General features: G+C 65.8%; 17 protein-coding genes and 1 tRNA gene. 13 read left to right on the top strand and 5 right to left on the bottom strand.

Annotated elements, in window-relative coordinates; translation table 11 throughout:
• Window positions 1–8: 8 nt before the first annotated feature.
• From tolQ to ABE463_RS15360, 10 genes are all read left to right on the top strand, one after another.
• The gene (gene tolQ / locus ABE463_RS15405; RefSeq protein WP_121039143.1) at window positions 9–788 is read left to right on the top strand and encodes a protein TolQ; all 780 of its coding nucleotides are present in this window, start codon (window positions 9–11) and stop codon (window positions 786–788) included.
• Between the two features lie 23 nt (window positions 789–811).
• Window positions 812–1,240, top strand: coding sequence for a protein TolR (gene tolR / locus ABE463_RS15400; protein ID WP_123730396.1), 429 nt, complete (start codon window positions 812–814; stop codon window positions 1,238–1,240).
• Window positions 1,230–2,288: a cell envelope integrity protein TolA gene (tolA, locus tag ABE463_RS15395; RefSeq protein WP_259259406.1), complete on the top strand. Its 1,059-nt coding sequence runs from the start codon at window positions 1,230–1,232 to the stop codon at window positions 2,286–2,288. The genes tolR and tolA overlap by 11 nt, the downstream gene beginning before the upstream one ends.
• Window positions 2,289–2,496: 208 nt before the next feature.
• Complete coding sequence (gene tolB / locus ABE463_RS15390; RefSeq protein ID WP_259259407.1) at window positions 2,497–3,816, top strand: Tol-Pal system beta propeller repeat protein TolB; 1,320 nt, start codon at window positions 2,497–2,499, stop codon at window positions 3,814–3,816.
• 64 nt (window positions 3,817–3,880) lie between these two features.
• Window positions 3,881–4,396 carry a peptidoglycan-associated lipoprotein Pal gene (gene pal, locus ABE463_RS15385; protein WP_319209808.1) on the top strand — a complete coding sequence of 172 codons (516 nt, stop codon included), beginning with the start codon at window positions 3,881–3,883 and terminating at the stop codon, window positions 4,394–4,396.
• 3 nt (window positions 4,397–4,399) lie between these two features.
• Complete coding sequence (gene ybgF, locus ABE463_RS15380; protein WP_346468750.1) at window positions 4,400–5,206, top strand: tol-pal system protein YbgF; 807 nt, start codon at window positions 4,400–4,402, stop codon at window positions 5,204–5,206.
• 132 nt (window positions 5,207–5,338) lie between these two features.
• Window positions 5,339–6,037 carry a 7-carboxy-7-deazaguanine synthase QueE gene (gene queE, locus ABE463_RS15375; RefSeq protein WP_259259409.1) on the top strand — a complete coding sequence of 233 codons (699 nt, stop codon included), beginning with the start codon at window positions 5,339–5,341 and terminating at the stop codon, window positions 6,035–6,037.
• 114 nt (window positions 6,038–6,151) lie between these two features.
• The gene (gene queC, locus ABE463_RS15370) at window positions 6,152–6,817 is read left to right on the top strand and encodes a 7-cyano-7-deazaguanine synthase QueC (protein WP_019185214.1); all 666 of its coding nucleotides are present in this window, start codon (window positions 6,152–6,154) and stop codon (window positions 6,815–6,817) included.
• Window positions 6,818–6,889: 72 nt separating this feature from the next.
• A tRNA-Lys gene (locus ABE463_RS15365) sits at window positions 6,890–6,965 on the top strand.
• 175 nt (window positions 6,966–7,140) lie between these two features.
• A complete protein-coding gene (locus ABE463_RS15360; protein WP_346468749.1) occupies window positions 7,141–7,665 on the top strand; it encodes a DUF922 domain-containing Zn-dependent protease in 525 nt (174 codons plus the stop codon).
• A 231-nt stretch (window positions 7,666–7,896) separates the two neighbouring features.
• Here the strand turns inward: ABE463_RS15360 and ABE463_RS15355 are convergent, their stop codons facing one another.
• Window positions 7,897–8,283 (bottom strand): DUF6713 family protein, encoded by a 387-nt coding sequence (locus tag ABE463_RS15355; protein WP_346468748.1) that lies wholly within the window; start codon window positions 8,281–8,283, stop codon window positions 7,897–7,899.
• Window positions 8,284–8,416: 133 nt separating this feature from the next.
• Here ABE463_RS15355 and ABE463_RS15350 point away from each other — a divergent pair, with 133 nt between their 5' ends.
• Both ABE463_RS15350 and ABE463_RS15345 read left to right on the top strand, forming a co-directional pair.
• A complete protein-coding gene (locus ABE463_RS15350; protein ID WP_346468747.1) occupies window positions 8,417–8,887 on the top strand; it encodes a PA2169 family four-helix-bundle protein in 471 nt (156 codons plus the stop codon).
• Between the two features lie 118 nt (window positions 8,888–9,005).
• On the top strand, window positions 9,006–9,251 hold the full coding sequence (locus ABE463_RS15345) for a hypothetical protein (protein WP_346468746.1): 246 nt from the start codon (window positions 9,006–9,008) through the stop codon (window positions 9,249–9,251).
• Between the two features lie 91 nt (window positions 9,252–9,342).
• On the opposite strand, the gene ABE463_RS15340 is transcribed toward ABE463_RS15345, so the two are convergent.
• Both ABE463_RS15340 and ABE463_RS15335 read right to left on the bottom strand, forming a co-directional pair.
• Entirely contained in the window at window positions 9,343–9,507 is a 165-nt protein-coding gene (locus tag ABE463_RS15340; RefSeq protein WP_259259414.1) for a hypothetical protein, read from the bottom strand.
• A gap of 202 nt (window positions 9,508–9,709) precedes the next feature.
• Window positions 9,710–10,558 carry a hypothetical protein gene (locus ABE463_RS15335; RefSeq protein WP_346468745.1) on the bottom strand — a complete coding sequence of 283 codons (849 nt, stop codon included), beginning with the start codon at window positions 10,556–10,558 and terminating at the stop codon, window positions 9,710–9,712.
• Between the two features lie 239 nt (window positions 10,559–10,797).
• Here ABE463_RS15335 and ABE463_RS15330 point away from each other — a divergent pair, with 239 nt between their 5' ends.
• Window positions 10,798–11,481: a lysozyme inhibitor LprI family protein gene (locus ABE463_RS15330; RefSeq protein ID WP_346468744.1), complete on the top strand. Its 684-nt coding sequence runs from the start codon at window positions 10,798–10,800 to the stop codon at window positions 11,479–11,481.
• Window positions 11,482–11,499: 18 nt separating this feature from the next.
• Here ABE463_RS15330 and ABE463_RS15325 read toward each other — a convergent pair whose 3' ends face one another.
• A complete protein-coding gene (locus ABE463_RS15325; protein ID WP_346468743.1) occupies window positions 11,500–12,165 on the bottom strand; it encodes a DUF3011 domain-containing protein in 666 nt (221 codons plus the stop codon).
• A gap of 158 nt (window positions 12,166–12,323) precedes the next feature.
• Window positions 12,324–12,722, bottom strand: coding sequence for a response regulator (locus tag ABE463_RS15320; protein WP_346468742.1), 399 nt, complete (start codon window positions 12,720–12,722; stop codon window positions 12,324–12,326).
• Window positions 12,723–12,842: the final 120 nt, after the last annotated feature.

Here is a 12,842-nt window from a genome sequence, read left to right as displayed (position 1 = left end):
AACAACGGATGATCGCAATGCTCCTGGCCCTGCAGGCCACGGTGACCGAAGCGCTGCCGCAGGAAGTCACCAGCGCCGCGGCACAGACTGTCGCCCAAGCCGCGCATGGCGGTGGCATCAATTACCTGGATCTGATGATCAAGGCCAGCATCCCGGTGAAGATCATCGTGCTGCTGCTGTTGGCCGGCTCGTTCATCAGCTGGGTGATCATCTTCCGCAAGGCGCGCGTGTTCAACGCCGCCAACCGCGAGGCCGATGAGTTCGAAAGCCGCTTCTGGTCCGGCGCGGACCTGGGCAAGCTGTACAGCTCGGCGACCGACCGCAACCGCAAGGTCGGCGGGCTGGAAGCCATCTTCGAAGCCGGCTTCCGCGAGTTCACCCGCCTGCGCGACAAGCGTCGCCTGGACGGCCGTGCGCAGCTCGAAGGCGCCCAGCGCGCCATGCGCACCACCTACACCCGTGAAGTGGACCAGATGGAACGCAGCCTGGAGCTGCTGGCCAACATCGGCTCGACCGCCCCGTACGTGGGCCTGGTCGGCACCGTGTTCGGCATCATGGTGACCATGCACGACATGATCAACAGCGGTGAGCAGGCCGGTATCGCCTCGGTGGCCCCGGGCATCTCCGAAGCCCTGTTCGCCACCGCGATCGGCCTGTTCGTGGCGATCCCGGCGGTGTGGGCCTACAACCGCTTCACCACCCGCGTGGAGCGCATGTCGGTGCGCTTTGAAACCTTCGCAGAAGAGTTCAGCTCGATCCTGCAGCGTCAGACCGCGGGCGACGAGTAAGCGCCCAGCACAGGAGTCCTGCCATGACCGCAGCCATTGGCCGCCGCAAGCGCCGAAAGCTCAAATCCGAAATCAACGTCGTGCCGTACATCGACGTCATGCTGGTGCTGCTCATCATTTTCATGGTGACCGCGCCGCTGCTCACGCTGAGCTTTGAAGTGGATCTGCCGACCTCCCAAGCCAAGGCGCTGGAGAGCAAGCAGGATCCGGTGGTCGTGTCCGTCCGCCTGGATGGCCAGCTCAGCCTCAAGCTGCCCGAGGCCAAGGACCCCGAGCCGATGGATGCTGACCGGCTGCAGGCTCAGCTGTCCGCACTGTCCTCGCAGGACAAGAACCTGCGCGTGATCGTCGCTGCCGACAGGGCCGTGGCGTATGAAAAGGTGGTCGCGGCCATGGACGTGATCAAGCGCGCCAATGTGGAAAAGGTGGGCCTGGCGACCGATGCACACTGAAGCCCTGCCACCGCAGCGCGCACGGGATGAGGAGTGGGGCCTGCCGGTCGCGCTGGCGCTCGGCGTCCACCTGCTGCTGGCACTGATCTTCATCGCCGCCTGGTTGTGGTCGCCGCAGCGCACGACCGAAGCGGCGGCCGGCGATCCGGCGATTGAAGCCAGCCTGCAGCTGTCCGCCTCCGAGGCATCGGCCGCGCGCCAGGCCTTGCGTGCCTCCGAAGCGCTGCCGGACCTGCCCGAGCCGGTCGCCGAGCCCGAACCGGTGCCGGAAGATACCGTCCCGCCGCCGCAGCCGATTGAAGAGCCGCGCCCTCAGGATGCTCCCACCCCGCAGCAGCAACAGGCCCAGGAGCGCATTGCCCAGCCCGATACGGTCGATCAGGAGGCGGTCAACGCCTTGGCGATCTCGGCTGAAAAGGCCAAGCAGGAACAGGAAGCCAAGCGCCGCCAGGAACAGATCGACCTGACCGAGCGCAAGCGCCAGGACCAGGCCGAGCAGAAACTGCGCCTGGCCAAGCAGCAGGAAGAGGCCGAGAAGAAGAAGCTGGCGGAGCAGGAACAGAAGGCCAACGACGCCAAGGCCGACGCCGAGCGCGACAAGAAGCTCGCCGAAATCCGCCGCAAGCGCGCCCAGGCCGAGAACGAAGCCAAGCTGGCCGAGCAGAAGCTGCGCCAGGTCTCGGCGGCACGCGCGGCCAATGCCTCGGCATCGACCTCCGGCGCCACCGGTGCGGCCAAGCCGGCTGCCGGTGCCGGCGGCACCAGTGACGATCTCAGCGCCAAGTACGCCGCGGCCATCCAGCAGAAGGTCTCGGCGCAGTGGACCCGTCCGGATTCGGTGCCGCTGGGTCAACGCTGCCAGGTCTCGATCACCCAGATTCCCGGTGGGCAGGTGATCCAGGCCAAGGTCAGCGGGAGCTGCCCGTTCGATGAGGCCGGCCGCCGCTCGATCGAGGCCGCCGTGCTGAACGCCCAGCCGTTGCCGTACCGCGGCTTTGAGTCGGTGTTCGCGCGCACGATCAATTTCACCTTTACCGCCCAGGATTGATCCCGGGCGGGTCGGCGACGCGGGTTCAGCACCGCCCGAGGATGGGTGGGGCGCATCGCGCACCTGGAAATGGGGCCTCGTCGTTAACGGCCTGTGAGTTTTGCGCAGTCAGTGACTCGGATTTCACACGGCCTTGGTTCATGATTGCGAAACTGTTCACTGCCGTCCTGTTATCCCTCGTCCTGGTTTTCCCCTATTTGAGCACTCCATGAAAAAAATGCCTCGTTGGCTTGCCGTTGTTGCGGCCCTGTTGTTGCCCTTTGCTGCCGTGGCGCAGCAGAAGGGGCTGGATATCGACATCATCGGCGGCAACGCCTCCGCCACGCCGATCACCGTTGTCCCCATGCCTTACCAGGGCTCGGCCGGTGCACCGCAGACCGATGTGGCCGCCGTGGTTCGTGCCGATCTGGACCGTTCGGGCCAGTTCCGCAATCTGCCGGAAGCCCAGATCGTCGAAAAGCCGACCCGTGGCAGCGAGATCCAGTTCGCCACCTGGCGCGCGCTGAAGCAGAACTACATCGTGGTCGGCCGGGTCATGGACGCCGGTGCCGGCGCCTACCGCGTCGAATACGAACTGTATGACGTGCCCAAGGGCGAGCGTCTGCTCGGCCTGGCGATGACCGCCCGTGGCAATGCCATGCGCGATGTCGCCCACCAGATGGCCGATGCCATCTACGAAAAGATCACCGGTGTGCGCGGCGCCTTCTGGACCCGCATCGCCTATGTCACTGCCAGCGGCAAGGGCGATGCCATGCGCTATGCGCTGATGGTGGCCGATTCGGACGGCTTCAACCCGCAGACCATCGTCCGTTCGGCCGAGCCGTTGCTGTCGCCGAGCTGGAGCCCGGACGGCAACAAGCTGGCCTACGTGAGCTTCGAGCGTGGCAATTCGGCGATCTACATCCAGAACATCTCCAGCGGCGCACGTGAGCTGGTGACCAGCTTCCGCGGTATCAACAGCGCGCCCTCGTTCTCCCCGGATGGCCGCCGCCTGGCCCTGTCGCTGTCGCGCAGCGGCAACCCGGAAATCTACGTGATGGACCTGGGCAGCAAGCAGCTGACCCAGTTGACCAACCACTTCGCCATCGATACCGAGCCGACCTGGAGTGCGGACGGTTCCAGCGTGTACTTCACCTCCGACCGTGGCGGCCGCCCGCAGATCTACCAGGTCGCCTCCAGCGGTGGCAGCGCCTCGCGCGTGACCTTCCAGGGCAACTACAACGCTACCCCGAGCCTGTCCTACGACGGCAAGAAGCTGGTGGTCGCCCAGGGCAGCGGCAACACCTACAAGATCGCGATGATGGACAGCAGCACGGGCTCGGCCCGCTGGAACACGCTGTCGCCAGGGTCGCTGGATGAATCGCCGAGCTTCGCGCCCAACGCGAGCATGGTGTTGTACGCCGCCCGTGAGGGTGGTCGTGGAGTGTTGTACGCCGTTTCGGCCGATGCGCGCGTGCGCCAGCGGCTTGTTCTGGCGGACGGTGATGTTCGCGAGCCTTCTTGGTCGCCATACCGTACAAAGCGCTAACAGAGTGTTAAGATTTCGCCGTATTCATCCCTCATCCGGCTTTAGGAGCCTCAAAGGTATCGCCATGAACAAGACCACCCGCGTTCTGCTTGTCTCCCTGTTGTCCGTGGCCGCCCTGGCCGGTTGTTCCAAGAAGGTCAAGGAAGTGCCGGCTGCCCCGGTTGATACCGGCAGCACCACCGCTCCGACCGGCCCGTCCACCTCCGGCCTGTACGGCCCGGGTGATCTGGATACCGATTCCTGCCTGCGCCAGCGCGTGGTGTACTTCGACCTGGACAAGGAAGACGTGAAGCCGGAATTCCAGGCCATCATGGCTTGCCACGCCAAGTACCTGCGTGACCGTCCGTCCTCGCGCATGACCCTGCAGGGCCACACCGATGAGCGCGGTTCGCGCGCTTACAACCAGGCCCTGGGCGAGCGTCGTGGCAACGGCGTGTCCTCGGCACTGCAGGCCAACGGTGGTTCGGCTTCGCAGCTGACCGTCGTGTCCTACGGTGAAGAGCGTCCGGTCTGCACCGAGTCGGGCGAGTCCTGCTGGTCGCAGAACCGTCGCGTCGAGATCGTGTACACGGCTCAGTAATAGATGCGCTTTCGATTTCTATCGATGATCGTTGCGGCAGCCCTCGTGGCTGCCGCACCGGCCAATGCGCAGCGCCAGAGTCTGGCCGACCGCGTCGGCGCGCTTGAGCAGCAGGCGAACAACAACCAGTCCAACATGGACATGCTCAATCAGCTGAATCAGCTGCGTACCCAGTTGCAGGCGCTGCAGTCGCAGGTCGAGCAGCTGCAGCACGACAATGAGCAGCTCAAGCAGTCCGCCAAGGACCAGTATCTGGACCTGGACAGCCGTCTGAACCGCCTGGAAGGTGGAGCCCCCGTGCTTCCTGCCGCCCCGGCCGCAGCCGCGCCTGCCCCCGCTGCATCCCCGAAACCGGCAACGGCCGCTTCCGAGCGGCCGCCAAGCGTGCACGGCGATGCCGGCAGCCTGGCCGCCAGTGGCGATGAACGCACCGCCTACAATGTCGCCTTCGATTCGCTCAAGGCGGGCAAGTACGACGACTCGGCGCAGCTGTTCATGAGCTTCCTCGAGCTGTACCCCAACGGCGTCTATACCCCCAACGCGCTGTACTGGTTGGGCGAAAGCTATTACGCCACCCGCAATTTCCCGCTGGCTGAGGCGCAGTTCCGCGACCTCATCTCGCGCTACCCGACCCATGACAAGGCGTCCGGTGGCCTGCTCAAGATCGGCCTTTCCCAGTATGGCGAAGGCAAGGTCGACCAGGCCCAGGCGACCCTCGAACAGGTCGTGTCCACGTATCCCGGCTCCGACGCCGCGCGCACTGCGCAGGACCGTCTGCAGTCGATCCGGCTGGGTCAGCAGATCCGCTGAACCCGCCCCGGGCCGCTCAAGCGGCCGGGCCCGGTATAATGATGGATTGCCAACCGGGCGCTGCCCGGTCCTCCGTGCCGGGCCATGCCCGGCTGTTGTCGTTTCCGAAGCCGTCCGCCAAGAATCACCGCCATGACCACGACCCTGTCCGCTGCCGCCGCACTCCCCAGTGAGATCGTGCAGTCCCCACTGCCGCGACTGAAGATCACCGAGATCTTTCTGTCCCTGCAGGGCGAAGCCGATACCGCCGGCTGGCCGACCGTGTTCGTGCGCCTGACCGGCTGCCCGTTGCGCTGCACCTATTGCGATACCGCCTACGCCTTCCATGGCGGCACCTGGTGGGACATCGACGCGATCGTGGACGAAGTGCTGGCCCAAGGCGTCCACCACGTCTGCGTGACCGGTGGCGAGCCGCTGGCGCAGAAGCGCTGCCTGGTGCTGTTGGAGAAGCTCTGCGACGCCGGCCTGGACGTCTCGCTGGAAACCTCCGGCGCGCTGGATGTCAGTGCCGTCGATCCGCGCGTGTCGCGCGTGGTCGACCTGAAAACCCCCGGCTCCGGCGAAATGGCCCGCAACCGCCTGGAGAACCTGCCGCTGCTGACCAAGCGCGACCAGATCAAGTTCGTCCTGTGCAGCCGCGAGGATTACGAATGGGCCCGCGGCATGGTCCGCGAGCACCGGCTCAATGAGCGCAGCATGGTGCTGTTCTCGCCGAGCAAGAGCGAGGTCAGCCCGCGCGAGCTGGCCGACTGGATCGTGGCCGATCGCCTGCCGGTGCGCTTCCAGATGCAGCTGCACAAGCTGTTGTGGAATGACGAGCCCGGGAGGTAACGCCGGCTGCAGCGCTACGGCGCTGCGCTTGTCATCGACCACGCCTCACCATCCGTAAAGACGTCCGGCGCGGGACAGCGTGCTGGTTCCCCGCAAACCACCGGAAACACCCCCATGAAAAAAGCAGTCGTCCTCCTGTCCGGCGGCATGGACTCCGCCGCTGTTGTCGCCATCGCCCGCGAGCAGGGCTTCGCCGTCCACGCACTGAGCGTGCGCTACGGCCAGCGCCACACCTCCGAACTCGATGCCGCTGCCGCCGTCGCCAGCGCGCTGGGTGCGGTCGCCCACAAGACCGTCAATGTCGACCTGCGCAGCATCGGCGGCTCGGCCCTGACCGATGACATCGACGTCCCGGAAGCGGGCGGCGAGGGCATCCCGGTCACCTACGTGCCGGCACGCAATACGATCATGCTGTCCGTCGCGCTGGGCTGGGCCGAAGTGCTGGGCGCCAACGACATCTTCTGCGGCGTCAACGCGGTGGACTATTCCGGTTACCCGGATTGCCGCCCCGAGTTCATCCAGGCCTTCCAGGCGCTGGCCAACCTGGCCACCAAGGCAGGCGTGGAAGGGGCGGGGATTCAGGTCCATGCCCCGCTGCAGTTCCTGAGCAAAGCCGACATCGTGCGTGAAGGCGTCCGCCTGGGCGTGGACTTCGGCCTGACCGTGTCCTGCTACAACGCCGACGACCAGGGCCGCGCTTGCGGGCATTGCGATGCCTGCCGCTTGCGCGCGCAGGGTTTCACGGATGCCGGCGTGCCGGACCCGACCCATTACGTGTGATGCCGGACGGGTACGCATGAGCTTCAAGATGCGTTAGAATGCGCACCCCCGGCGTCATGTCGGGGATGCAATGGGCCGTTAGCTCAGTTGGTAGAGCAGAAGACTTTTAATCTTTTGGTCGATGGTTCGAATCCATCACGGCCCACCATTGCATCCATGATGAAGGCGACCGCGGGGTCGCCTTTTTCATGTCTCCGGTTCTGCCCGGATCGCATGAAGCCCCCTCCCTCCGCATGGAACGCGTCGTGAGCAACCACCTACCACCTCCCCCGTCTGCCTCCCGTCGTCGCGCGATCCTGCGTGGCGCTGCGTTGGCCTTTGCCGTGATCGCCCTGGATGCGGGCGCCGCGCAGGATCTGACGATCACCTACTACGACGTACAGGGCGAAAACCTGCAGGAACTGCGTGCGTCACTGAACGCGCACGGGCCCGTCGGCAAGGACGGCGCACGCCATCACGGGCACGTGGACTGGCACGTTGGCTGGAACTACGACTACGCCCCGCGAGCGGTCGGCTGCAGAATCGGAAAGCTGCGCGTGGACGTGAGGGCCACCATGGTGCTGCCGCGCTGGACCGGTGCCGATACAGCGCCTGCGTCGCTGCAACAGGAGTGGGCGCGCTACAGCCAGGCGCTGCGGGTGCACGAAGACGGCCATGCAGCACATGCCGATCAAGCTGCCGAGGAAATCCAGCGGCGGTTCGCGGCTGTCGGCGGCGGGATGCGCTGCGCGCAGCTCGGTGAGGAACTCAACCGCATCGGGCAAGCGGTTCTCGATGAATACGCCGCGCGCGATAAACAGTACGATGACACCACCGAGCATGGCGCCACGCAGGGCGCGCGTCTCTAGCCCGTAGTAATTCTCACAGCCTCATGCGCGCTTCCCCGACGCGCAGCGAGGAAAAGACCGATGCGCAGAGAGAGCACCCACGCGCACGCTACCCCTCCAGACCTTGAGCGCGGCAGGCCCACTCCCGTGTGATGCGGCGGGCACGCGGTGGGTCGATGCGGGGCAGTGCGATGCCACTGGTAATGGATCTTCTGCAGACGGCACTCGTCTTTGCGACGGTGCTGGCCGTTCTTACCGGGTTGCAGTGCGCGTGGCGGTACGTATCGAGCGCAGCAACCAAACCGCCGAGACCAGACAGGTGAGAATGACCGCCATCGACAACGGCAGGTGGAAGGCGCGATGCCCGAACGCGGCAAAGCCGACGTGGACGGCGAACGTGGCCAGGCCCAGCGCGGCACAGAGGAGCGCGTAACCGCGCGCCTTGCTGGTTTGCAGCACCACATGTCGGTAGCCGACCAGCAGGATGCCCACTGCGGTCAGATTGAACACCAGGAAGCCCTGCACGCCGCCGGGTAGCAGGAACATCTCCCACTCGCGCCAGAAGGCGGCATCGATCTGATGGAGGATCAGGGCGAGCAGGGTGGAGAAGTAGCTTTGTTCCATGCGCAGCGCGGCCATCAACGCTGCGGATCCTGCAGCGGCCGTAGTGTAGCGGGCGATCGTTCCCCCCTCACATCGTCCTCCCCCACGCAGGCGCAGGATCAAACGGTAACGGGCCACAGTGGGATCTGCGATTCCACGGAGCGGTGTCATGAGTACCGACAACAACGGCCAAGCAGTACGCGGGCTCAATCAGATCATCAGCATTGCGCGCGATGGTCACGGGATATACGCCAAGGCCGTCGCGGGCGTGCAGGCCACGGATCCGACGTTGAGCGCGCTGATGATGCGCATGGCCGCATCCAAGACCAAGGTCGTCACGGAGGTCACCACGCTGGTGCGTCGCGCTGGTGGACAGCCGGCACTGCATGGGACGCTCTCGGGACATGTACGCGGTGGGTTCGGGTGGTTCGGCACGGTGCTCGGTGATGCCGGCATCCAGTACGTGAGCGAGAGCCATGCGGCCGAAGCCCGTCTGGTTCGCGCAATGGAAGCGACCGTCCACCACCGCGCACTGTCCGGCCAGGCACGCCGCACCCTTGGCAACCTGCTGCTGGAGACGCGGTTGTGCTGGGACGATATGCGCCAGCAGTTGGCCACGCTGCGCGAGCGTGATCCCTGATCCATCCGCGTGGCGGGTACCGTCACGGCGACGCGACGGCCGACGTCCGCCGCCGTCATCACAGATCAAGACGATCAGGACGTGCGCACACCAGCGCAGGTCGACACGGAGACACACCATGAACATCGTATTGCAAGACGCCACAGGTCGACGATTGGGTCTGGGCGGATCGTGCCTGGTGGAGGATGGCGTGCTGTATTACCGCCGGTTGATGCTGGTGGCGATCGGCGAAGGCGTTCGCCTCGCACCCTCGGTGCTGGAGGTGATCAACGCGTCTGTCGCAGGCAGTGCGTGGGTGTTGGACGATGACGTGCCGACGGGCGTCATGACGAGCCCCGAGCTCTCCCTCCACGCGATGCGGTGAGGGCGTTGCAGCGATCCAGGTAAACCCTGTCAGGGCTGCGCGGGTGCGCAGCCCCGTCCTGTAACAGAGGGAATCCAGTAGCAGAGCAAACTTACTTCTGCTGCGGCTTGTTGCCGGCATCAGGCGCTTTCTTGGTGTCCTGTTCCTGCTTTTGCTGCTTGGCCTGCGCGTCCTTGCGTTCCTGGTCGGACTGCGGCGCGTTCTGGGCGTTGGCGGCATTCTTCACGTTGTTTTCGTTGTTCTGCATGTTGGACATGGGTGACTCCAAGGCGACGTGATGTCGCAACCCCAGCGTGGACCTGCCGCTGTTACTCGAGGGTCGCACTGGGATGAGCATCGGGTCAGGATAGTCTCATGACCCAGTGCTACGCCGCGTGGGTGGGACCACCCACGACGCTGCTGGTCCACAACGTGCCTTCATCCGAGGCGCCGAGTTGGTGGCCGCGGCCATCGATGTATCAGGATTGGCAGAGTGTCCCGCAATGGTCGCTGCTGAACCCGGCAATGGCCTGCTGCAGGAGCGGAACGTCGCTTGGGTCCACCTGTTCCAGCGCTTCCTTCAACGCGTCGCGCACCGGCTGCCGTTGCGCGGGCTGCAGCATCTGCGCGTAAGGCGCCGCCGTCTCCGCCAGCGCACGGACCAGGGTCCGCTTCAGCGTGCTGCCCGCCGGCTGGGCACGCATCACCTCCAGCATCTCCAGATACTGGCGTTGCGCATTGCGGCGAAGGGTGTCGGTGCCGCCCGGGCCCAGACCGGCGAGCTCTGCGGGCGTTGCCACGGTCAGCCACGTATCCACCAGTGGCTGCATCCGTGCACCGCACTGCAGCAGGTACGGCAGCAGCAGGCCCAGCTGTGCCTGGAAGCGCTCGGCGTTGTGGTTGCCTTGGCGGGCCTGCTCGCCGGAATGGAGGAGCACGGCTGCTGGCATCGCACCCATGCCGAACTGCATCAACCGGGTGGACAGCGTTACGCCGTACTGGCACGCGTTGGTCAGCAGACCCAGGTCCGCCGTCGCGTAGTCCGGCGCCAGGACGTCGGTCTTGTTGGTCACCGCCGCCAGCAGTTGCATGGCGCGTGGGCTGTCGAGCTGCTCCGGTGCCTTGTCGGCGTCGGCTTGCTGCAGCAGTTGCAGGTAATCGCGCGTGGCTTCGTACTGCGCCATGAACTGCGGCGGTATGTCATCGGCACGTGCGGGTGAGGCGACCAGCAACACCACGAGGAGGGCAGCGCCCAGCGGTGTCTGGGCAGGCGCACGCGCCGGCCATGCCAGTCGTCGCGTGAGAGAAGAAAACGGGCTGCCACTCATCCGGGGTATGGTCCTTGGATCGATTCGGGCGTGGAGCGTAGGTGACCCGGGGCAGGGCGGCAACCGGGCGCGCAGCATGCGTCGCCGGGGCATCCTGCGGGCGCGCGGCAATCGGTTGTCCTCGAATGACGGTGAGCAGCGATGCAGGCGTGGCCCACGAGCGGTCTGCCTGTGCACACCGCAGAACCGCTTACGGGGGCACAATAGCCAGTCATTCGTTGATCGATGTTGGAGGTGCCATGAACCGTTTCGTCCTGCTGGGTGTGGGGGCGCTTGCGCTCGCGGCCTGTTCCAAGCCGGCGCCGTCCGATACCGCGACTCCGGCAGAGCCTGCCGCGCCGGCCACGTCGGCCCCCGCTGCCAGCGCGCCCGCCGCCCCCGCCAGCCCGACCCTGCAGCCGCCGTCGTTCGATTGCGCCAAGGCGCAGTCCCAGGCGGAGACGCTGGTGTGCGGCGACGCGCGCCTGGCCGCGCTGGACCGCCAGCTGGCCGCGCTCTACAAGCGGGTGCAGACCAGCCCGGACGAGCTGGACATCGCGGCCGAACAGCGGGGCTGGATCAAGGGGCGTGATGCCTGTTCGCGCGCGGTGGATCCGCACCGTTGTCTCGTGGAGTCCTATCAGACCCGGCTGGTCGAGCTGACCATCAATGGCGGCGGCATCCAGGTACCCGCGACGGTGGAGTACCGCTGTGATGACAACAGCAAGCCGGTGACCGCCGTGTTCTACAACGATATCGACCCGACCGCGGCCGTGGTCAGCTGGGGCAGGGATCAGGCCATCGTGTTCCCGGTGCCCGTCACCCAGGACGACAACAACGGCGGTCGCTGGGGGCGCGAAGGTGTCGACCTGCGTACCCACAACGACCAGACAACGCTGGAGTTCTACGGCACCACCCTGCAGTGCCAGATCGCCAGGGGATGACGATCACCGCCGCGTCGCTCAACGCACGCGGCGGTAGCGCACTTCGTTCTGCCGGTCGCCCACTTCGGTGGTGACAAAGCCATCGCGGCTCTGGCTGATGTCGAACACGCTGCTGCCGACGTTGAGCTGGCCGCCGTTGATCCAGCCGTTCAAGGTCTGGCCACGTGTCTGTGCGCTCATGCGGCCATCGCTGTCGATGCGCATGCGGATGTCGGCATTGAAGGTAGGGTTGTAGCCCTCGAACTCGCCGATCATCCAGCCGGGGATATACGAGTTGTGCCGGGCGCCCTGGTAGTTGTCATCGTCGTAGCGCGCATCATCCTTGTCGGCGTTGTGCGCCAATGCGCCGAGAATCGCCGCGCCAATCAGAACGCCGGCCGCGACCTTGGCGTCGTGGTTGTCCTTGTCGTGGCGGTCATCGCGATCGCTGTCGCCATGTACACGGAACGAGGCGCGGCAGCCATCGTCGACCCAGACCTCACGACGATCGTAGTCCCAGTTGCGGCCCTGACGGCAGTCCGCACCGGACAGTTTGCGGTCCAGGGTGACGTAGCCGGCGCGAGGCAGGGAACAGGATTGGTAGCGGTTGTCGCGGCTTTCGCAGGTGACGACGTCATCCGCGCGCGCGTCGTCCAACGGCAGCATCAACAGCAAGGGTGTAGCCAGCAGCATACGGAAGAGCATGTCGTCGATTCCGGCAAGGAAAAGGAGCGTGTCGCATCGTATGGAAAGCGGGAGACCCCCGTTCCCGGCACCGACGATGGCCACGCGGACATGAAATCCGGATGAAGGTCACTCAGCGGCGCGCTCGGCCGGCCGCCGACCGACGCAGGCGACTCGCCTCAGGCGCAGGCCGCCAGCGGCTGCTGGAAGCAGGCACGGATCGCGTCGAGCAGCTCGCTCATGCTGTAGGGCTTGGGCAGGAAATGCATGCCCGGGCCGAGCTGCGGCAGCACCACGGAGGGCTCCAGGCCCGAGGTGACCAGCACCGGCAGCCCGGGCTGTTGCTGCTTGACCCGATGCGCCGCCTCGATGCCACTCACCGCGCCCAGGCAGACATCGGTGAACACCAGATCGAAGCGCTCGCCGGCCTGCAGCAGGCCCAGCGCGGCTTCGGCGGAGCTGACCGCCACGACTTCGCAGGCCTGGCTTTCCAGGGCCATGCGGCTGAGCTCGCGGGTGTCTTCGGTGTCTTCGATCAACAGCACGCGCGGTTCGGGATGGTGCTTGGACAACAACATGGAGCGTGGTTCCGGCTTTCCCCCGGAGAGGGGCGCGCAATTATCGCGGGGCGCTGGTGAGGAGATCGTTGATGTCGCCGAAATGCCCGGTGAACCGGCGGTGCTGCCCGCGTTGGCGCG

Origin of the sequence: Stenotrophomonas sp. TWI819, from assembly GCF_039673075.1 — a bacterium.
Classification (GTDB): domain Bacteria; phylum Pseudomonadota; class Gammaproteobacteria; order Xanthomonadales; family Xanthomonadaceae; genus Stenotrophomonas; species Stenotrophomonas rhizophila_B.
Note: the sequence above shows the minus strand (reverse complement) of the source record. Positions and strands in the feature narration are given on the sequence as shown.

Coding starts and splice junctions, on each gene's coding strand:
- tolQ (WP_121039143.1), top strand. CDS start 9: ATGATCGCAATGCTCCTGGCCCTGCAGGCCACGGTGACCGAAGCGCTG.
- tolR (WP_123730396.1), top strand. CDS start 812: ATGACCGCAGCCATTGGCCGCCGCAAGCGCCGAAAGCTCAAATCCGAA.
- tolA (WP_259259406.1), top strand. CDS start 1,230: ATGCACACTGAAGCCCTGCCACCGCAGCGCGCACGGGATGAGGAGTGG.
- tolB (WP_259259407.1), top strand. CDS start 2,497: ATGAAAAAAATGCCTCGTTGGCTTGCCGTTGTTGCGGCCCTGTTGTTG.
- pal (WP_319209808.1), top strand. CDS start 3,881: ATGAACAAGACCACCCGCGTTCTGCTTGTCTCCCTGTTGTCCGTGGCC.
- ybgF (WP_346468750.1), top strand. CDS start 4,400: ATGCGCTTTCGATTTCTATCGATGATCGTTGCGGCAGCCCTCGTGGCT.
- queE (WP_259259409.1), top strand. CDS start 5,339: ATGACCACGACCCTGTCCGCTGCCGCCGCACTCCCCAGTGAGATCGTG.
- queC (WP_019185214.1), top strand. CDS start 6,152: ATGAAAAAAGCAGTCGTCCTCCTGTCCGGCGGCATGGACTCCGCCGCT.
- ABE463_RS15355 (WP_346468748.1), bottom strand. CDS start 8,283: ATGGCCGCGCTGCGCATGGAACAAAGCTACTTCTCCACCCTGCTCGCC.
- ABE463_RS15350 (WP_346468747.1), top strand. CDS start 8,417: ATGAGTACCGACAACAACGGCCAAGCAGTACGCGGGCTCAATCAGATC.
- ABE463_RS15345 (WP_346468746.1), top strand. CDS start 9,006: ATGAACATCGTATTGCAAGACGCCACAGGTCGACGATTGGGTCTGGGC.
- ABE463_RS15340 (WP_259259414.1), bottom strand. CDS start 9,507: ATGTCCAACATGCAGAACAACGAAAACAACGTGAAGAATGCCGCCAAC.
- ABE463_RS15335 (WP_346468745.1), bottom strand. CDS start 10,558: ATGAGTGGCAGCCCGTTTTCTTCTCTCACGCGACGACTGGCATGGCCG.
- ABE463_RS15330 (WP_346468744.1), top strand. CDS start 10,798: ATGAACCGTTTCGTCCTGCTGGGTGTGGGGGCGCTTGCGCTCGCGGCC.
- ABE463_RS15325 (WP_346468743.1), bottom strand. CDS start 12,165: ATGCTCTTCCGTATGCTGCTGGCTACACCCTTGCTGTTGATGCTGCCG.
- ABE463_RS15320 (WP_346468742.1), bottom strand. CDS start 12,722: ATGTTGTTGTCCAAGCACCATCCCGAACCGCGCGTGCTGTTGATCGAA.